The sequence below is a fragment of the Streptomyces sp. CBMA123 genome (assembly GCF_014596465.1).
In the GTDB taxonomy this organism is placed as follows: Bacteria; Actinomycetota; Actinomycetes; order Streptomycetales; family Streptomycetaceae; genus Kitasatospora.
In genome coordinates this window covers 1-18,996 of record NZ_MECK01000082.1, presented here as the reverse complement: position 1 = coordinate 18,996, position 18,996 = coordinate 1, and the positions used below count along the sequence as shown (strand labels likewise).

At 72.1% G+C, this 18,996-nt stretch carries 16 protein-coding genes and 1 pseudogene; 10 read left to right on the top strand and 7 right to left on the bottom strand.

The features are described 5' to 3' along the window. Nucleotides 1-205, bottom strand: a 205-nt coding sequence (locus BG452_RS12330) for a glycosyltransferase family 4 protein (protein WP_188304303.1), incomplete at its 3' end; no start/stop codon positions are given. Nucleotides 206-396: 191 nt separating this feature from the next. Then, nucleotides 397-837, bottom strand: a complete 441-nt coding sequence (locus BG452_RS12325; RefSeq protein WP_188304302.1) for an SRPBCC family protein — start codon at nt 835-837, stop codon at nt 397-399. 103 nt (nt 838-940) lie between these two features. Here BG452_RS12325 and BG452_RS12320 point away from each other — a divergent pair, with 103 nt between their 5' ends. Beyond that, a complete protein-coding gene (locus BG452_RS12320) occupies nt 941-1,837 on the top strand; it encodes a HipA family kinase (RefSeq protein WP_188304301.1) in 897 nt (298 codons plus the stop codon). A 116-nt stretch (nt 1,838-1,953) separates the two neighbouring features. Here the strand turns inward: BG452_RS12320 and BG452_RS12315 are convergent, their stop codons facing one another. From BG452_RS12315 to BG452_RS12300, 4 genes are all read right to left on the bottom strand, one after another. Then, nucleotides 1,954-3,438: a S8 family peptidase gene (locus BG452_RS12315; RefSeq protein WP_188304300.1), complete on the bottom strand. Its 1,485-nt coding sequence runs from the start codon at nt 3,436-3,438 to the stop codon at nt 1,954-1,956. 247 nt (nt 3,439-3,685) lie between these two features. After that, on the bottom strand, nt 3,686-3,922 hold the full coding sequence (locus tag BG452_RS12310; protein WP_188304299.1) for a hypothetical protein: 237 nt from the start codon (nt 3,920-3,922) through the stop codon (nt 3,686-3,688). Between the two features lie 148 nt (nt 3,923-4,070). Beyond that, nucleotides 4,071-4,316, bottom strand: a complete 246-nt coding sequence (locus BG452_RS12305; RefSeq protein ID WP_188304298.1) for a hypothetical protein — start codon at nt 4,314-4,316, stop codon at nt 4,071-4,073. Between the two features lie 18 nt (nt 4,317-4,334). After that, nucleotides 4,335-5,774, bottom strand: coding sequence for a glutamine synthetase family protein (locus BG452_RS12300; RefSeq protein WP_188304297.1), 1,440 nt, complete (start codon nt 5,772-5,774; stop codon nt 4,335-4,337). Between the two features lie 595 nt (nt 5,775-6,369). Here BG452_RS12300 and BG452_RS12295 point away from each other — a divergent pair. The 9 genes from BG452_RS12295 (at nt 6,370) to BG452_RS12255 (ending at nt 18,099) form a co-directional block, all read left to right on the top strand. After that, nucleotides 6,370-8,145 carry a 3-hydroxyacyl-CoA dehydrogenase family protein gene (locus BG452_RS12295; RefSeq protein ID WP_188304296.1) on the top strand — a complete coding sequence of 592 codons (1,776 nt, stop codon included), beginning with the start codon at nt 6,370-6,372 and terminating at the stop codon, nt 8,143-8,145. Nucleotides 8,146-8,396: 251 nt separating this feature from the next. After that, nucleotides 8,397-9,317, top strand: coding sequence for a TetR family transcriptional regulator (locus BG452_RS12290; RefSeq protein ID WP_188304295.1), 921 nt, complete (start codon nt 8,397-8,399; stop codon nt 9,315-9,317). 394 nt (nt 9,318-9,711) lie between these two features. Continuing rightward, nucleotides 9,712-11,082 (top strand): crotonyl-CoA carboxylase/reductase, encoded by a 1,371-nt coding sequence (ccrA, locus tag BG452_RS12285; protein ID WP_188304294.1) that lies wholly within the window; start codon nt 9,712-9,714, stop codon nt 11,080-11,082. 10 nt (nt 11,083-11,092) lie between these two features. After that, nucleotides 11,093-13,123 carry a protein meaA gene (locus BG452_RS12280; RefSeq protein ID WP_188304293.1) on the top strand — a complete coding sequence of 677 codons (2,031 nt, stop codon included), beginning with the start codon at nt 11,093-11,095 and terminating at the stop codon, nt 13,121-13,123. Nucleotides 13,124-13,165: 42 nt separating this feature from the next. Then, complete coding sequence (locus tag BG452_RS12275) at nt 13,166-14,128, top strand: HpcH/HpaI aldolase/citrate lyase family protein (RefSeq protein WP_188304292.1); 963 nt, start codon at nt 13,166-13,168, stop codon at nt 14,126-14,128. Nucleotides 14,129-14,131: 3 nt separating this feature from the next. Next, complete coding sequence (locus BG452_RS12270; RefSeq protein WP_188304291.1) at nt 14,132-14,635, top strand: MaoC family dehydratase; 504 nt, start codon at nt 14,132-14,134, stop codon at nt 14,633-14,635. Between the two features lie 161 nt (nt 14,636-14,796). Beyond that, nucleotides 14,797-15,999, top strand: coding sequence for an acyl-CoA dehydrogenase family protein (locus BG452_RS12265; RefSeq protein ID WP_188304290.1), 1,203 nt, complete (start codon nt 14,797-14,799; stop codon nt 15,997-15,999). Between the two features lie 542 nt (nt 16,000-16,541). After that, complete coding sequence (locus BG452_RS12260) at nt 16,542-17,234, top strand: phosphatidylserine decarboxylase (RefSeq protein ID WP_223242113.1); 693 nt, start codon at nt 16,542-16,544, stop codon at nt 17,232-17,234. Next, nucleotides 17,221-18,099, top strand: a complete 879-nt coding sequence (locus tag BG452_RS12255) for a CDP-alcohol phosphatidyltransferase family protein (protein ID WP_380463542.1) — start codon at nt 17,221-17,223, stop codon at nt 18,097-18,099. Before BG452_RS12260 ends, BG452_RS12255 begins: the two co-directional genes overlap by 14 nt. 71 nt (nt 18,100-18,170) lie before the next feature. On the opposite strand, the pseudogene BG452_RS12250 reads toward BG452_RS12255, so the two are convergent. Next, a pseudogene (locus BG452_RS12250) lies at nt 18,171-18,996 on the bottom strand (hypothetical protein); the annotation flags it as partial.

Genomic DNA, 18,996 nt, shown 5'->3' with positions numbered 1-18,996 from the left:
CGGCGGCGGTGGCCGGGCCGGGCGAGCGGTCGGCGGGCCAGTCCTGGACCAGCGCGCCCACCGCAGCGGCCTCCTCGGCCAGCCGGCCGCCGCGCGGGCAGGCGACCAGCACCCGGTGCCCGGCCTCGCGCTGCCCCCGGACCAGATCGACGACGACGCGGGCGACTCCGCCGTCCACCGGCTGTGAAATGTGAAGGATCGTCATATGCACGGCGGCGAGCCTAGGATGGCTCCCCCGCGCCGGGCGGCCCCCGTCACCCGCAGGGGGCGGGCCGTCCACCCGTACGGCTTTCGGCTCGTACGGGCGGACGAGCCGCTCGAAACTCCGGACGATTCGGCCGACCGATCCGGATCAGCGGATCGTGGGTCGACCGATCCGGGGTCGACGGATCCGGTTCAGCGGACCTCGGCGGCCAGGTTGGCCAGCACCTGGTCGTGGATCCGGTTCAGGCCCTTGGGGGCGAAGGTGCGCTCGAAGAAGCCGCCGATGCCGGTCGCGCCCTGCCAGGTGGCGGTGACGGTGACCTTGGTGCGGCCCTCGCCGGCGGCCGCGACGGTCCAGGTGATCACCATGCTGGAGTTGGCGTCCTTCTCCACCAGCTGGTCCGGCGAAGGCGCCGAGACGGTGAACAGGCAGTCGCGCACCCGCTTCTCGGTGGCCTGCAGCTTCCAGTGCACCTGGGTGCCGGCGCCGGTGCCGCCGACCCGGACCTCGTACTCGCTGTACTGCGCGGGCAGCAGCTTCGGGCGGCTCACCTGGTAGTCGGCCAGCACCTCGTACACCCGCTCGGGGGCCGCGTCGTAGACCCGCTCGGTGGTGGCCCGTACCTGTCCCATGCCGTGCTCTCCTCGTGTGGTGGGTACCGCTTCGCCGTACCGTTCGCACCGGCAAGCCAATCACAGCGGCACGCCCGCGACGCGGCGGGATAGGGTGACGGCTGTGCTCGATCTGGTGACTGCGCTGCGCTACGTGGACCCGCTGCGGGCCGGCGGTTCGGTGCCGGGCGTCGTGGAGACCGACGACCTGGGGACGTACGTGGTCAAGTTCACCGGCGCCGCCCAGGGCCGCAAGGCGCTGGTGGCCGAGGTGATCGTCGGCGAACTGGCCCGGCGGCTCGGGCTGCGGGTGCCGGAGCTGCGGCTGGTGGACTTCGACCCGGTGGTGGCCGCGGACGAACCGGACGCCGAGATCCAGGACATGCTCAAGGCCAGCGCCGGCCTCAACCTCGGGATGGACCTGCTGCCCGGCGCCGCGGACTACCGGCCCGGGATGATCCCGGTGGACTCCGCCGAGGCCGGGCGGGTGGTCTGGCTGGACGCCCTCACCGGCAACGTCGACCGCACCGTCCACAACCCCAACCTGGTGGTCTGGCACAAGCGGCTCTGGCTGATCGACAACGGCGCCGCGCTGATCTTCCACCACCGCTGGGCCACCGCCGAGGCGTCCGTCGGCAAGCGCTACGACCTCAGCGCGCACGCGCTCGGCGCCTGCGCCCCGGACGTCCGGCTGGCCGACGAGGACCTCGGGCCGCTGGTCACGGTCGAACTGCTGGAGCAGGTGTTGGCGCTGGTCCCGGACGAGTGGCTGGCCGACGAACCCGGCTTCGACTCGGTGGAGGCCGTCCGGCACGCGTACGTCACCCACCTGGCCGCCCGGGCGGTGCTCTCCGAGGAGTGGCTGCCGGAGGGCTTCGCCACTCCCGAGCAGCTGCGCGAGGCCGAGCGGCGGCGGGCGGCCCGCACCCGGGCCGGTCGGCCGGCCTGGCTGCGGGAGGTGCCGGACCTGCACGGCAAGCCGTCGGTGGAGACGGTCTGGGAGCACCACTTCGAGGGTTAGACCCGCCCGCGGGGCCCTCAGGCGCCCTCGGCCCCGAACGCCGCTGGGGAGCGGGGCCCGTGGCCCCGCTCCCCAGCTCGGTGTTCGATGCTCAGCGCTCAGTGGTCAGCAGCGCGTCAGCGCCACCACTGGACCGCCTTCTCGGCGTTGATGATGCCCGCGCCGTAGAAGCCGTTGTCGTCCGCGCCGCCCTCGCAGGTGGCCTTGAACTGGCCGGTGCCGCCCGGGTTGTACTCGCCGGTCGGGCAGGCGTGGGACTCGGCCTGGTTGGTCAGCAGCTCGGTGAGCTCGTCCGGGCTGGCCCACGGGAAGGTGCTGGCGAGCAGCGCGACCACACCGGTGACGTGCGGGGTGGCCATCGAGGTGCCCTGCATGTAGCCGTACTTGCCGCCGCGGATGGTCGACAGGATGCGGCCGTTCTTGTCCGGGGTGTCCGGGATCTGGTAGCGGGCGTCACCGCCCGGCGCGGCGACGGTGACGACGCCCTTGCCGTAGCTGGAGTAGTACGACTTGTCGCCGTTGACGCCGACCGCGGAGACCGCGACCACGCCGGGCAGCTCGGTCGGCAGCGACAGGCAGTCGTTGGTGACCGGGCGGGTGCCGGGGGTGGTGTCGTCCGGGCTGGAGACGTCGGTGGTCTTGTGCGCCAGGTCGATGTTCTCGTTACCCGCGGCGGCGATGTTGAGGACGCCCTTGCGCTGCGAGAAGGCGACGGACTTGCGGATCGCCTCGGAGACCGCGGCCTGGTCCTTGTCGTTCGGGCAGTTGAACATCCACGGGTCGACGTAGTAGCTGTTGTTCGTCACCTTGAAGCCGTGCTCGCCGGCCCAGACGAAGCCGCAGACCGCGTTCTCCGGGTAGATGAAGCCGCCGTCGTCGACGACCTTGACCGCGGCCAGCTTCACGTTCGGGGCGATGCCGATGATGCCCTTGCCGTTCTTGGCGGCGGCGATCGTGCCGGCCACGTGGGTGCCGTGGTCGCTGTTGGTCGGCTGCCAGGCCTTCCAGTCGGTGTTGGTCTTGCCGTCGATGCAGGAGACCGACTGCGAGGCGTCCACGTTGGCGGCGAGGTCCTCGTGGGTGGCGTCGATGCCGGAGTCCAGCACGCCGACGGTGACGTCGCGGTTGCCGAGCGAGATCTTGTGCGCCTTGTCGACACCGATCTGGCGCATGTCCCACTGGTTGGGCTCGTACGGCTCCTGGCCGTTGGCGGCGGCGCCGGCCGGCTCGGCGGCGACCTCGGCCGTGCCCTGGTCGGCGGCGAGGATGCCCTTGGTGCGGCTGGCGCCGACCGAGTCGACGCCCTTGGCCAGCCGCAGCTTCTCCGCGAACTTGGTGTCGTTCGAGCGGGCGACCACGACGCCGACCTGCTCGTACGACTGGACGACGGTGCCGCCGAGGCCGGTGATGGCCTTCTCCACCTTCTGCACCTGGCCGTGGTTGGCCTTGGTGTTGACGACGTAGCTCATCAGCGGACCGGTCGTCGGGTCACCGGCGGGGGCCGCGACGGCGCTGCCGGCCGGGAGCGCGAGGGCTCCGGCGGTGGCGAGCACGACGCCCACTGCCGCGTACCGGGTCCGGCTGATCCGAGGAACTCTCATTGGGGTTGGCCCTCCCGAGTCGTCATCCGGCAGCTGCGTGGGGCAGGTGCGCTGGGATGACCGGGACGTTAATGAATATTTGCTGAGAAGCGCAAGAGGCAGTCATCTAATCGTCACATCTAGACCAACAACGGAGGTTGACGCTCCGCAGCTCAACAGCGGCAACAGAGCTGGAGATTGTTAAAAAGTGATGGTTCGCCGACGAGCCGTCGACCTTGGACATGTACGTGAAGACATGCCCCGGCGCCTACCGCAGCCCGTACGGCCGGCGTGCGTTGCCGGCGGCGACCAGGTGCGCCGGCCCCCGGGTGTCCGGGCCCGAACAGGCGCCGTCCGCCTGCCAGTCGGCGAGCAGCGTGCCCAGTCCGTGCCGGAACCGTGCGGCGCCCACCAGGAACAGTTGGGGAAGTTCGTAGGCGTCCGTGGAGAACAGCGGTTTTCCGAACGGCGCCACTTCCAGCATCTCGCCGAGCACCGCCGCCACCCGCGGACCGGTGTAGCAGGCGGTCAGCCCGAGTCGGTGTACCCGGCGGGAAAGGCCCGGGCCCGCCAGGCGGCCTGCCGGTGGTACGGATGACCGTGCGGCAGGCACCAGCGGGACGCCGCTCGGCTCGGCGGCGCGGTGAAGTCCGTCAGCAGGGACGGATCGGCGCGGTGCAGTGTGAGGCCGGGATCACCGAAGCCGGCGTGGAGTCGGAGCGGCAGGACCAGCTCGGCGCAGACGTCCACGGCTGTCCGGAGCGGGTGGTGCGGCAGCACCGGATCGGTCGGCCGGGCGCGGCCGGGCGGTCGGAGTCGGCGAGCAGCCCGTCGAGGGCGTCGTCGGTGAACTCGGCCGCCACCACGCGGTGGCAGTGGTGGTCGACCGGCGCGGGCACCTCCAGCCGGGCCGCCGGTCAGTACCGCCAGCGCGTCGCCGCGATCGTCTCCTCGGGGCCGAGCGCCGCGTACTGCTCGGCCTCGGCCCGGCGCACCGCCAGCACGGCCTGGTGGAGCGGCTCGCCGAGCGCCTCGCGCAGCACCGCCGAGCGCTCGTACGCGGCGATCGCCTCGGCCGGGCCCTGCGGCAGCCGGGGCACCGTGCCGGGCTCGGCGGCGGCCGGGTCACCGGTGAACTCCGGTGGCAGCGCGCGGCGTTGCTCCAAGCCGGAGAGGCCGGCCGCGACCACCGCGCCGACCGCGAGGTACGGATTGGCGCTGGCGTCGAAGCACTTGACCTCGGCGTTGGCGGTGGCGGCGCGCTCCCCGGTGGAGCCGGTGACCAGCCGCATCGCCGCCTCCCGGTTCTCCAGGCCCCAGCACTGGTAGGCCCCGGCCCAGTGCTGGGGCACCAGTCGCAGGTACCCGGCCGGGCTGGAGCAGCCCAGCACCAGGAGTTCGGGCAGCGCCTGGAGCACCCCGGCGAGGAAGCCCTCGGCCTCGGCCGTCAGTCCGTGCGGGCCGGAGCCGCCGTGCCCGAGGTTGCGGCCGTCCCGCCAGAGGCTGAGGTGCAGGTGCCCGCCGTTGCCGACCCCGTCCGGCTCGACCACGGGGGCGAAGGAGACCCGCAGACCGTGCCGGGCGGAGACGGCGCGGACGGTGTGCCGGACCAGGACGGAAGTGTCGGCGGCGCCGACCGGGCCCTCGGGGGCGACCGAGACCTCGAACTGGCCCGGGGAGTACTCGGGGTGGATCTGCAGCACGGTCAGCCCCTGCTCGCCGAGGGCGCGCAGGACGTCCCGCAGGTAGTCGGAGAGGTCGGTGAGCCGCTGCATGCCGTACGCGGGGCCGTGCGTCGGGTACTGCGGCGGCTCGTGCGGGGCCCCGGCCAGGGCGACCACCCACTCGACCTCGATGCCGGCCTTGAGGCTCAGCCCGCGGGCGGCGGCCGCGGCCTCCATCCGGCGGGCGAACAGCCGTTGGCAGCCGGGGTGCGGGGCGCCGGCCTGGGTGTGGCGGTCCCCCGGGGCCCAGGCCCAGCCGGGCTGGGCGGTCAGCGGGACGATCCGGTCGAGGTCGGGGTAGAGCCGGAGGTCCCCGGTGGGGCCGCCGATGAGTGGGCTGGTGGTGATCGCGTCGTCGGCGAGGAACACGTCGAAGCAGGGCGCGGTGCCGACGCCCCACTGCGCCGCGTGCGCCAGGCCGCCCAGCGGCACGGCCTTGACCCGGGTGATGCCGGCGTTGTCCACCCAGGTGACGGCGACCGCCTCGACGGCGGCGGTGCGCAGCCGGTCGACGGCGTGTTCGGCCCGCTCGGCGCGCTCGGCCCGCGGGGGCAGCGCGACGGCGGCCGCGAGGGCGGCGGGGCCGAGCGGCCCGGCGGGATCGGCTGCCGGGGAGGCGGCGACGGTACTCATGCCGCCATGCTGCCCCGCGGACCGGGGGCCGGTAACTCCCCTATCGAGTGGAACGAACGGACGCCCGTCCGCCCGTTCACCCGTTCGGGGCCGGGCTGTTCGGGGCCGGGTCATCCGGGGTCGTCCGGTTCGCGGCGGGGCCTCCCCGGGCCGGGCCGCCGGGGGTGGAGCGGCCCCCGGCCCGCACGGTTTTCCGCCTCCGACCCCTTCCTACCGGTGAGTAGCTTCGCTACAGTGGCCGGACACGCACCTCTGCCGGGCTTCGGGAGCCGCACCGGCGGGCGGTCGCGGGTCGTCGTGTCTGCGGCGCCCGCGCGGTGCGCCTTCACCGGCCGGTGCCGCGAACCGCGGCAGGCCGGGTCTCTCTCCTCGTATCAGCGCCGCTTCCTTCACCTTCGAGCGCCTGAGCACCACGGCACCCCGCAGTTCGGCCGGAGCGGACCGGCCGCTGCCCGGGTCTGCCGGAACCCGTCATCTCCCCAAGCCCCCGCGCGTGGACCCTCCTCCGGCGGCGGCCGCCCCCGTCCCGTCGACGGGTGCGGCGGCCTGCCCGCCGGAGCACGCGCGGGCCCTTCATGACTAGGAGTCAGGACAGATGGAGCGTCCCTTCCCCACCGTGGCCGTCGTCGGCCTCGGCACGATGGGTGCCGGCGTCGCGGTGGCGGTCGCCAGGAGCGGCCGCCGGGTGATCGGCATCGAGGCCACCGAGGACTCCGCCGCCCGGGCGCTGGCCCGGATCGAGGAGGCGACCGCGCACGCGGTCGACCGGGAGCGGTTCACCGCCGAGGAGCGCACCGCGCTGCTGGCCCGGATCTCGGTCGGGCACGCGCTGGCGGCCGCCGCCGAGGCGGACCTGGTGATCGAGGAGGTCCCCGAGCAGCTGGAGCTGAAGCGGGAGGTCTTCGCCGAGCTGGACCGGATCTGCCCGGAGAGCACCGTGCTGGCCACCGGCACCACCGCCCTGTCGGTGACCCGGATCGCGGCGGCGACCGCCCGCCCGGAGCGGGTGCTCGGCCTGCACTTCTTCAACCCGGTGCACAGCATGAAGCTGGTCGAGGTGGTCCGCACCGTGCTGACCTCCCCGCAGACCGCCGAGGACGCCGCCGCCTTCGCCCGCGACCTGGGCAAGGAGCCGGTGGCGGCGGGCGACCGGGCCGGCTTCGTGGTGAACGGCCTGCTGTTCGCCTACCTGAACCAGGCCGCCGCGATGTACGAGTCCAAGTACGCCTCCCGGGAGGACATCGACGCCGCGATGCGGCTCGGCTGCGGCCTGCCGATGGGCCCGCTGGCGCTGCTCGACCTGATCGGCGTGGACACCGCGCGCACCGTGCTGGAGGCGATGTACGAGCAGTCCCGCGACCGGCTGCACGCGCCCGCGCCGATCCTCGGCCAGCTGGTCTCGGCCGGGCTGCTGGGCCGCAAGTCCGGGCGCGGCTTCTACACCTACGAGGCGCCGGGCTCGTCCAGGGCGGTGGACGCGGCGACCGGCCCGGCCCGCCCGAAGGTGCCCGGCCGCACCGTGCGCACCGTCGGCGTCTGCGGCTCCGGCACGATGGCCACCGGCATTGCCGAGGTGTTCGCCAAGGCCGGGCACCCGGTGCTGCTGGCCGCCCGCAGTCAGGAGAAGGCCGAGAAGGCCAGGGCGCAGCTGGCGAAGTCGCTGGAGCGCTCGGTGGCCAAGGGCCGGCTGAGCGGGGAGCAGCGGGACGCCGCGCTGGCGCTGGTCACCCCGGTCGGCCAGTACTCCGAGCTGGCCGAGGTGGACCTGGTGGTCGAGGCGGTCGCCGAGGACCTGGCGGTCAAGCGGGAGCTGTTCGCCACCCTGGACAAGATCGTCCGCCCGGGCGCGGTGCTCGCCACCACCACCTCCTCGCTGCCGGTGATCAGCTGCGCGACGGCCACCTCCCGGCCGCAGGACGTGATCGGCATGCACTTCTTCAACCCGGCCCCGGCGATGAAGCTGGTCGAGGTGGTCTCCACGGTGCTGACCGCGCCGGACGTCACCGCGACGGTGCTGGAGCTGACCGCGAAGGTGCGCAAGCACCCGGTGGAGTGCGGCGACCGGGCCGGTTTCATCGTCAACGCGCTGCTGTTCCCGTACCTGAACGACGCGGTGCGGATGCTCCAGGAGCACTACGCGACGGTGGACGACATCGACACCGCGATGAAGCTGGGCTGCGGCTACCCGATGGGCCCGTTCGAGCTGCTGGACGTGGTCGGGCTGGACGTCTCGCTGACCATCGAGCAGGTGCTGCACCAGGAGTTCCGGGAGCCGGGCCTGGCCGCGGCCCCGCTGCTGGAGCACCTGGTGGCGGCCGGCTGCCTGGGCCGCAAGACCGGTCGCGGCTTCCGCGACCACGCGCGCCGGTGAGCACCTCACGGGCCGGGGGCGAGCAACTGCCGTACGAGACCGGTCCGGGCCCGTACGGTGCCGGGGCCTCGCCCCACGGCAACGGCGCGGCCTACGGCAACGGCACCGCGCCGTACGGCGCCGGGCCCCCCGGCTGGACCCCGGGGGCGGTGTCCGCGCGCTGGCCGAGACCGGCCGTGACCGGCCCGGTCACGCCGGTACGCAGGGGAAGGGCCGCGGGCGCCCCACCCGGGCCGTGTAGCGTTCCGGACATGGATCGGGTTCAGTCAGCCACTGCGCAGCAATCCGCCGGACCGCGCGGCACCGACCGCACGGCCGGCCCGTCCGCGGGCACCGGGTCGGAGGCCGGCCCGGGCAGCCGCCGGGCAGCGGCGCAGCGCCAGCAGATGCGCCAGGACCTGGCCGCGGCCGCGATGGAGCTGTTCGCCTCGCAGGGCTACGAGGAGACCACGGTCGACCAGATCGCCGCGGCCGCCGGGGTGGCCCGGCGCACCTTCTTCCGGTACTTCCGGTCGAAGGAGGAGGCGATCTTCCCCGACCACGACGACACCCTGGTCCGGGTGGCCGACCTGCTGGCCAGCGCCGAGCCGGAGGAGCACCCGCTGGACGTGGTGTGCCGCGGCATCAAGGAGGTGCTGCGGATGTACGCCTCCACCCCGGGGGTGTCGGTCGCGCGGTACCAGCTGATCCGTCAGGTCCCGGCGCTGCGCGAGCGCGAGATCGCCGTGGTGGCCCGGTACGAGCGGCTGTTCACCCGCTACCTGCTGGGCCGTTTCGACACCGGCGAGCCCATCCCGTCGGGCTGGCAGCGCGGCGGCGAGGACGACTCGATGCTGGCCGAGGTGTCGGCGGCGGCGGTCGTCGCGGCGCACAACCACGTGCTGCGGCGCTGGCTGCGGGCCGGCGGCCGCGGTGACGTGGAGGCGCAGCTGGACCACTCCTTCGAGGTGATCCGGCGGACCTTCTGGGCGGCCAGCTCTCCGGGTGCCAGACGCCGGGGTTCGGTGGTGGCACCCGGTGCCAGTGGGATGCCCGAGAATTGGGTGGCGGAGAGCGCACTGAGTGCCAGCCCTGGAGGTGAGGTACTCATCACAGTCGCCCGGACGGATGCTCCGCTGGACGTCGTGGTGGACAGCATCCGGGCCGCGCTGAGCAGCGCCCGGGACCGCTGAGGGGTCGATAACCCCAGCTCAGAGGCATATTGAGGGCCCGCGCCGAACCGTCGGCGCGGGCCCTCGGCATACCCGCTCCACGCGCGTCACGCACCCTTCCGGAGTGTCGGAATTGCTGACACCCGGTGTCTTTACGAGTGGCACAGGGTGCCACTACCTTGTTACTCACCAGTCGCGGCGCCGCGGCTCCCCACCTCGGCGCGCCGTCGTCCGGCGTTCCCACACCCCGGGAACGATGCCAGACCAGCAGTGCCACACAGCAGCGCAGACCCGCCCGGACCACCACCGGGCGACCGCCTGACCGCCAACCACCCACCTCAGCGAAGCCGGTGTCCGCTCCCGGCTCCCCCAGACGCCCTGTGACCCTCGCACAGGTACGCCTTCGGAGGCAGCCATGCAGGAAATCCTCGACGCGATCCTCAGCTCCGACGCCACGTCGGCGGACTTCGCGGCAATCAAGCTCCCCGAGTCCTACCGGGCGGTCACGCTCCACAAGGACGAGGAGCAGATGTTCGCCGGCCTCGACAGCCGCGACAAGGACCCCCGCAAGTCCCTTCACCTCGACGACGTCGCCCTGCCGGAGCTGGGCCCCGGCGAGGCCCTGGTCGCCGTCATGGCCAGCTCGGTGAACTACAACACCGTGTGGAGTTCGATCTTCGAGCCGGTCTCCACCTTCGGCTTCCTGGAGCGCTACGGCCGGCTGTCGCCGCTCACCAAGCGCCACGACCTGCCGTACCACGTGCTCGGCTCCGACCTCGCGGGCGTGGTGCTGCGCACCGGCGCCGGCGTCAACTCGTGGAAGCCCGGCGACCAGGTCGTCGCCCACTGCCTCTCGGTCGAGCTGGAGTCCCCAGACGGCCACAACGACACGATGATGGACCCGGAGCAGCGCATCTGGGGCTTCGAGACCAACTTCGGCGGCCTGGCCCAGATCGCCCTGGTGAAGACCAACCAGCTGCTGCCCAAGCCCAAGCACCTCACCTGGGAGGAGGCCGCCTCCCCCGGTCTGGTCAACTCCACCGCGTACCGCCAGCTGGTCTCGCGCAACGGCGCCGGCATGAAGCAGGGCGACAACGTGCTGATCTGGGGCGCCAGCGGCGGCCTCGGCTCGTACGCCACCCAGTACGCGCTGGCCGGCGGCGCCACCCCGATCTGCGTGGTCTCCAGCGAGGCCAAGGCCGACATCTGCCGCGCCATGGGCGCCGAGGCGATCATCGACCGCTCGGCCGAGGGCTACCGGTTCTGGAAGGACGAGAACAACCAGGACCCGCGCGAGTGGAAGCGCCTGGGCGGGAAGATCCGCGAGTTCACCGGCGGCGAGGACGTCGACATCGTCTTCGAGCACCCGGGCCGCGAGACCTTCGGCGCCTCGGTGTACGTCACCCGCAAGGGCGGCACCATCGTCACCTGCGCCTCCACCTCCGGCTACATGCACCAGTACGACAACCGCTACCTGTGGATGTCGCTCAAGCGGATCGTCGGCTCGCACTTCGCCAACTACCGCGAGGCCTACGAGGCCAACCGCCTGGTCGCCAAGGGCAAGATCCACCCGACCCTCTCCAAGGTCTACTCCCTGGAGGAGACCGGCCAGGCCGCCCTGGACGTGCACCACAACAAGCACCAGGGCAAGGTCGGCGTGCTCTGCCTGGCCCCCGAGGCGGGCCTGGGCGTCCGCGACCAGGAGCTGCGCGAGAAGCACCTGCCGGCCATCAACCTCTTCCGCGAGGTTGACGAGCGGAACATCCAGTCGAGCCGGAACGTGTGAGACGACTCCGATGACCGAGCCCCAGAAGCGCGACCGCCCCTGGCTGATGCGCACCTACGCCGGCCACTCCACCGCGAGCGACTCCAACGCGCTCTACCGGCGGAACCTGGCGAAGGGCCAGACCGGTCTGTCCGTCGCCTTCGACCTGCCGACCCAGACCGGCTACGACTCCGACCACATCCTCGCCCGCGGCGAGGTGGGCCGGGTCGGCGTCCCGGTCGGCCACGTCGGCGACATGCGCGCCCTGTTCGACGGCATCCCGCTCGAACAGACCAACACCTCCATGACGATCAACGCCACCGCGATGTGGCTGCTGGCGCTCTACCAGGTGGTCGCCGAGGAGCAGGGCGCCGACATCGCCAAGCTCACCGGCACCACCCAGAACGACATCGTCAAGGAGTACCTGTCGCGCGGGACGCACGTCTTCCCGCCCGGCCCGTCGGTGCGCCTGATCACCGACATGATCGCCTACACGGTCGGCAACATCCCCAAGTGGAACCCGATCAACATCTGCAGCTACCACCTGCAGGAGGCCGGGGCCACGCCCGTCCAGGAGATCGCCTACGCGATGTGCACCGCCATCTCGGTGCTCGACGCCGTCCGCGACTCCGGGCAGGTGCCCGCCGAGCGGATGGGCGACGTGGTCGCCCGGATCTCCTTCTTCGTCAACGCCGGCGTGCGCTTCGTCGAGGAGATGTGCAAGATGCGCGCCTTCGCCCAGCTCTGGGAGAAGGTCACGCTGGAGCGCTACGGCGTCACCGACCCCAAGCAGCGCCGCTTCCGCTACGGCGTCCAGGTCAACTCGCTCGGGCTGACCGAGGCCCAGCCGGAGAACAACGTCCAGCGGATCGTCCTGGAGATGCTGGCCGTCACCCTCTCCAAGGACGCCCGCGCCCGGGCCGTCCAACTCCCCGCCTGGAACGAGGCGTTGGGGCTTCCGCGGCCCTGGGACCAGCAGTGGTCGCTGCGGATCCAGCAGGTGCTGGCCTACGAGTCGGACCTGCTGGAGTACGGCGACATCTTCAACGGCTCCGAGGTGATCGAGACCAAGACCGCCGCGCTGCTGGCCGGCGCCGAGGCGGAGATCGCCAAGGTGATGGAAATGGGCGGGGTGATCCCGGCCGTCGAGTCCGGCTACCTCAAGTCCAACCTGGTCGCCTCGCACGCCGCCCGCCGGGCCCGGATCGAGTCCGGCGAGGACAAGATCATCGGTGTCAACTGCTTCGACACCACCGAGCCCAGCCCGCTCACCGCCGACCTCGACACCGCGATCATGGTCGTCGACCCGGCCTCCGAGCAGTCCGTGCTCGCCGCCCTGGAGGCCTGGCGGGCCGGCCGCGACGAGGCCGCCGCCCAGGAGGCGCTGGCCGAGCTCAAGGCCGTCGCCGCCACCGGGGCCAACCTGATGCCGGCCACCCTCGCCTGCGCCCGGGCCGGTGTCACCACCGGCGAGTGGTCCTTCGCCCTGCGCGAGGTGTTCGGCGAGTACCGCGCCCCCACCGGCGTGGGCGGCGCGCCCGTCGCGGTCGCCGCCGAGCCCGGCGGGGAGCTGGAGCAGGTCCGCGCCGCCGTCGCCGCCACCGCCGAGGAACTGGGCGCCGGCAAGCTGCGCCTGCTGGTCGGCAAGCCCGGCCTGGACGGGCACTCCAACGGCGCCGAGCAGATCGCCGTCCGGGCCCGCGACGCCGGGTTCGAGGTGGTCTACCAGGGCATCCGGCTCACCCCGGAGCAGATCGTCTCCGCCGCGGTGGCGGAGGACGTGCACTGCGTGGGCCTGTCCATCCTCTCCGGCGCGCACACCGAGCTGGTGCCCGACGTCCTGAAGCGGCTGCGCCGCGCCGGGGTGGAGGATGTCCCGGTGATCGTGGGTGGCATCATCCCGGCAGCGGACGGCGAGGCCCTGAAGGCCGTCGGCGTCGCCGCCGTGTTCACCCCGAAGGACTTCGGCATCACCACCATCATCGGCCGGATCGTGGACGAGATCCGGCTGGCCAACCGGCTCCAGCCGTGGACGCCCGCACCGACCGCGGCCACGAACTGACCAGCTGACCAGCTGACCACTGGGAAGGAACCCTCCACTCTTATGACTGCCGTCAACCGCCTGCGCCCCCGCCGCTCCTGCCTCGCCGTACCGGGCAGCAACCCGCGCTTCCTGGAGAAGGCCCAGGGCCTCCCGGCCGACCAGGTCTTCCTCGACCTCGAGGACGCCTGCGCCCCGCTGGTCAAGGAGAGCGCCCGCCACACCATCGTCGACGCGCTGAACAACGGCGACTGGGGCGGCAAGACCCGCGTCGTGCGCGTCAACGACTGGACCACCCACTGGACCTACCGCGACGTGATCACCGTCGTCGAGGGCGCCGGCCCCAACCTCGACTGCATCATGCTGCCGAAGGTCCAGGACGCCGAGCAGGTCAAGGCGCTCGACCTCCTGCTCACCCAGATCGAGAAGACCATGGGCTTCGAGGTCGGCAAGATCGGCATCGAGGCGCAGATCGAGAACGCCAAGGGCCTGATCAACGTCGACGCCATCGCCGAGGCCTCGCCCCGGCTGGAGACGATCATCTTCGGCCCGGCCGACTTCATGGCCTCGATCAACATGAAGTCCCTGGTGGTCGGCGAGCAGCCGCCCGGCTACAACGCCGACGCCTACCACTACATCCTGATGCGCATCCTGATGGCCGCCCGCGCCAACGACCTCCAGGCGATCGACGGCCCGTACCTGCAGATCCGCAACCAGGAGGGCTACCGCGAGGTCGCCGGCCGCTCCGCCGCCCTCGGCTTCGACGGCAAGTGGGTGCTGCACCCGGACCAGGTCGCCGCCGCGAACGAGATCTACTCGCCCTCGCAGGAGGACTACGACCACGCCGAGCTGATCCTCGACGCCTACGACTACTGCACCTCCGAGGCGGGCGGCGCCAAGGGCTCCGCGATGCTCGGCGACGAGATGATCGACGAGGCCAGCCGCAAGATGGCCCTGGTCATCTCCGGCAAGGGCCGGGCCGCCGGCATGCAGCGCACCACCAAGTTCGAGATCCCGGAGAGCTGAGCCATGCAGTTCGGACGCACCTACGAGGAGTTCGAGGTCGGCGCGGTCTACAAGCACTGGCCCGGGAAGACCGTCACCGAGTACGACGATCACCTCTTCTGCCTGCTCACCATGAACCACCACCCGCTCCACATGGACACCAACTACGCGGAGAAGACGACCGACTTCGGCCGCAACGTCGTGGTGGGCAACTACATCTACTCGCTGCTGCTCGGCATGTCCGTCCCGGACGTCTCCGGCAAGGCGATCGCCAACCTGGAGATCGAGTCGCTGCGCCACATCGCGCCGACCTTCCACGGCGACACCCTCTACGGCGAGACGACCGTCCTGGACAAGTGGCCGTCCAAGTCCAAGGACGACCGCGGCATCGTGTACGTCGAGACCAAGGGGTACAAGCAGGACGGCACGGTCGTCTGCGTCTTCCGGCGCAAGGTGATGGTGCCGACCGCGACGTACATCAAGGAGCGCGGCGGCGAGCAGCCCGGCCGGCCCGAGCCGCTTTCCTGAACCACTCCCCTCTAGAGGGGCCACCCCGATAGACCCCGGACGGGGAGGCCGCCGTCATCGGCCGACCCCCACCCGGTCGGGGGCCCTGCTGTCGCAGCCACGCCGGCAGGGCCCCCGGAAATCCCCCCCCCCCGCCCTTTCAGACATTCCGGAGCCGCACGATGGGACGCCTCGCACAGACCGACGGCCTCACCGAGATCCAGCGGGACATCCTCGCCACCGTGCGGGATTTCGTCGACAAGGAGATCATTCCGGTCGCGACCGAGCTGGAGCACAAGGACGAGTACCCGACCGCCATCGTCGAGGGCATGAAGCAGCTCGGGCTGTTCGGCCTCACCATCCCCGAGGAGTACGGGGGCCTGGGCGAGTCCCTGCTCACCTACGCCCTGGTGGTCGAGGAGATCGCCCGCGGCTGGATGTCGGTCTCCGGCATCGTCAACACCCACTTCATCGTGGCGCACATGATCAACGCCCACGGCACCCAGGAGCAGAAGGACCACTTCCTGCCGAGGATGGCCGCCGGCGAAATCCGCGGCGCCTTCTCGATGTCCGAGCCCGGCCTCGGCTCCGACGTTTCGGCCATCTCCACCAAGGGTGTCAAGGACGGGGAGTTCTACGTCCTCAACGGCCAGAAGATGTGGCTCACCAACGGCGGCACCTCCACCCTCGTCGCGGTCCTCTGCAAGACCGACGAGGGCGGCAGCAGCCCGTACAAGAACATGACCACCTTCCTGATCGAGAAGACGGCCGGCTTCGGCCCGAACCCGACCGTCCCCGGCCTCACCGTGCCCGGGAAGATCGAGAAGATGGGCTACAAGGGCGTCGACACCACCGAGCTGGTGCTGCAGGACGTGCGGATTCCGGCCGACCGCGTCCTCGGCGGCGTCCCGGGCCGCGGCTTCTACCAGATGATGGACGGCGTCGAGGTCGGCCGGGTCAACGTCGCCGCCCGCGGCTGCGGCGTCGCCCGCCGCGCCTTCGAGCTCGGCATCTCCTACGCCCAGCAGCGCTCCACCTTCGGCAAGAAGATCGCCGAGCACCAGGCGATCCAGTTCAAACTCGCCGAGATGGCCACCAAGGTCGAGGCCGCCCACCAGATGATGGTCATGGCCGCCCGCAAGAAGGACAGCGGCGAGCGCAACGACCTCGAAGCGGGCATGGCCAAGTACCTGGCCTCGGAGTACTGCAAGGAGGTCGTCGAGGACGCCTTCCGGATCCACGGCGGCTACGGCTTCTCCAAGGAGTACGAGATCGAGCGCCTCTACCGCGAGGCCCCGATGCTGCTCATCGGTGAAGGAACTGCGGAGATCCAGAAGATGATCGTCGGGCGCCGACTCCTGGAGGAGTACAAGATCGCCGAGTGACCGGCCGGTCGACGGCCCGGTCCTCCGCGCCCACCGGGTGAGCGGGGGGACCGCCGAGTGATTGCGGGGCCGCCCCGATTGACGGGCGGCCCCCTCCGAACCGCCGGTCGACGGGCGTGCGGGCCCGTCCCGGCAGAGTGCCGTGCCACGTCACGGACCCGGCCTGGTCCGCCGCGGTCCGGCACGGCCTCCACCCAGCGGCCGCAGGGCGCACAGCTGCAGCGACGCGCCCTGCGGCCGCTTCCGTACACCTTCTTCCACCCGGTACGAGCCGTGTCCCCCACCGGGTTTCGACCGCCCACCTGTTGAGACAAGAGTCACCAGCCCTGTCCGGTCCCTTGGGAACCGGACCGGGGCGAGCTACGGTCGTAGAGGCGGGATGCGCGTACGCACTCCCACCGGACACATGAACGAGCAGGCGGGTTGCCCACCGACCGTGTGCTCCCGATAGCATCCACCGGGACAGCAAGCCGTCCCTTCTATTACCGATCCCGCGGTGGCCCCCGTCCAGCGGCCATGATCCCCCGCGACAAAGGTTCTCGATGCCCATCAGCCCGTCCCCGCACACCTCCGGCACGGACCGCGATGCCCTCGCAGCCCCGACGGCCGGTCGGCGACCCCGCGTGACCATCGCGCGCGGAGCCACCCCCTGGTTCGTCCCCACCCTCGCCACGGCCGCCGTGACCACCGCCCTCACCCGGCGCAGCGGCAAGTGGGCCCTGGCGGCGGTACCGGCCTGCGCGCTCGGCGCGGGCATGCTGTGGTTCTTCCGCGACCCCGAGCGTGAGATCGGCACGGGCAGAGTCATCTCCCCCGCCGACGGCGTGGTCCAGAGCATCGACGCCTGGCCGGACGGCCGCACCCGGGTCGCGATCTTCATGAGCCCGCTGAACGTCCACGTCAACCGCGCGCCCCTGCCGGGCACGGTGACGTCGGTCGAGCACGTCGCGGGCGGCTTCGTCCCGGCGTTCAACAAGGACAGCGACCAGAACGAGCGGGTCGTCTGGCACTTCGACACCGAGCTCGGCGACATCGAGATGGTGCAGATCGCGGGGGCCGTGGCCCGTCGCATCGTGCCGTACGTGGCCGCCGGAACCAAGGTCGAGCAGGGCGACCGGATCGGCCTGATCCGGTTCGGCTCCCGGGTCGACACCTACCTGCCGGCCGGCGTCGAGGTCGGCGTCGAGGTCGGCCAGAAGACCACAGCCGGGGTGACACGCCTTGACCGTGACTGATCCTGAAACAATCGTCGGCCTGGACGACGAGGAGACGGCCCTGCGCCGCCGCCGCTGGGCGCGCGACCGCGAACTGCGGGCCCCGCGCTCCCCCCAGCACCTGTCCACCGCCGACTTCCTGACCCTGGGGAACGCCGTCTGCGGCTTCCTGGCGATCTACTCGATCACCACCGGGGTCCTGGTCCCGCACATCACCAACCCGGACGCCGCTCCGGACCGGCACAGCGCCGCCACCGCGGTGACGCTGCTGCTGATCGGCTCGATGTGCGACCTCTTCGACGGACTGGTGGCGCGGAAGCTCCGCTCCTCCGCCCTCGGAGCGGAACTGGACAACCTGGCCGACCTGATCAGCTTCGGCATCGCGCCGGCCTACTTCGTCGCGGTCTGGGGCATGGTCTCCCAGGGCTCCAACACCAAGCTGTCGGCGCTGATCGCGCTGACCGTGCTGCTCGCGGTGGTCCTGCGGCTGGCCCGCTTCTCGGCCGTCAAGATGCGGCCCGGGGTGTTCCAGGGCATGCCCTGCCCGATGGGCGCGATGACGGTCATCGCCATCGTGCTGCTCGACCCGCCGTTCCTGCCCGGTCTGCTCGCCATCTTCGGCGCCGCGTACCTCATGGTCAGCCGGATCGAGTACCCGAAGCCCCAGGGGCTGCTGGCCACCGCCACGCTCTGCTGGGTCGTCGTGGCGATCGGCTGCCTGGCCGCCTGGGCGACCGGGCTGCCCGGTGGCGACACCCTGATGCACGTCGGCGCGTTCGCCCAGATCACGCTCGCCGCGATGGCGCCGCTGCTGGTCATCCGGCGCAAGGTCGGGCAGAAGGTCGGCGACGTCCGCGCCCGGCGGGCGGAGTCGCGGCTCGGCTGAGCACCCGCTGTATGTGACAGAAGGGCCCGGAACCTGGTGGTTCCGGGCCCTTCTGCCGTGCTCGGAGAAGGCTACGCGCCGCCGGTGTGGACGCTGAAGGCCGAACGGCGGGCCGCCCGGGCCACGCCCGGATCCGGGTGCACGCCGGAGACCGCCGTCAGCACCGAGGCCGCCCGCGGGTGCCCCGACTGCCGGGCCCGGGCGAACAGCCGCACCGGATCGCCCGCCGAGGCGCCCTCGACATGGCCCACCAGCAGCTCCGTCTCCCCGTGGTCCAGCACCGCGGCCGCGGTGTCCACCCACAGCCAGGCCGCGTCCTCGGCGCCCAGCACGTCCGCCGGGGCGACCCCCTCGTCGGCGCGCTCGGCCAGCCACAGCAGCGCGTACGGGCGCAGCACCGGCTCGTCCACCGCCGCCCGCACCGCCTGCTCGGCCGGCCCGCCGGCCACCCGCAGCGCCTCGAAGGCCAGTCCGCGCACCAGCGCGTCATCGCCCTGGGCGGCGTCCAGCAGCTCGGCCACCGCGCGGTCCGCCGGACGGGCCGCCACCCAGGCCCGGAACTCCGCCCGGGCCGGGCCCGGCGAGTAGTCCGCGCAGGCGTTCAGCAGCTCGAAGGCGCTCTGTTCGATGTGCCCGGCCGCGGTCTGGGCGACCGTGCAGATCTCCTCCAGCTTCGCCCGCACCGCCCAGTGGCCCAGCGGGGACAGCTCGGCGGCGTCGTTGCGGCGCACCACGGCGCCGACCGCGGCCAGGCCGTCCAGCATCCAGTCCAGGACGGCGGCCACGTCGGAGGGCGCGGCCGGGGTGTCGATCTGCGGCGCGCGGCCGGCGCCGAGATCGGAAGAGGGGCGGGGGGGGAAAGAGGGGACGGCCGGGGGTGGGTCCCGGGTGGGGCCG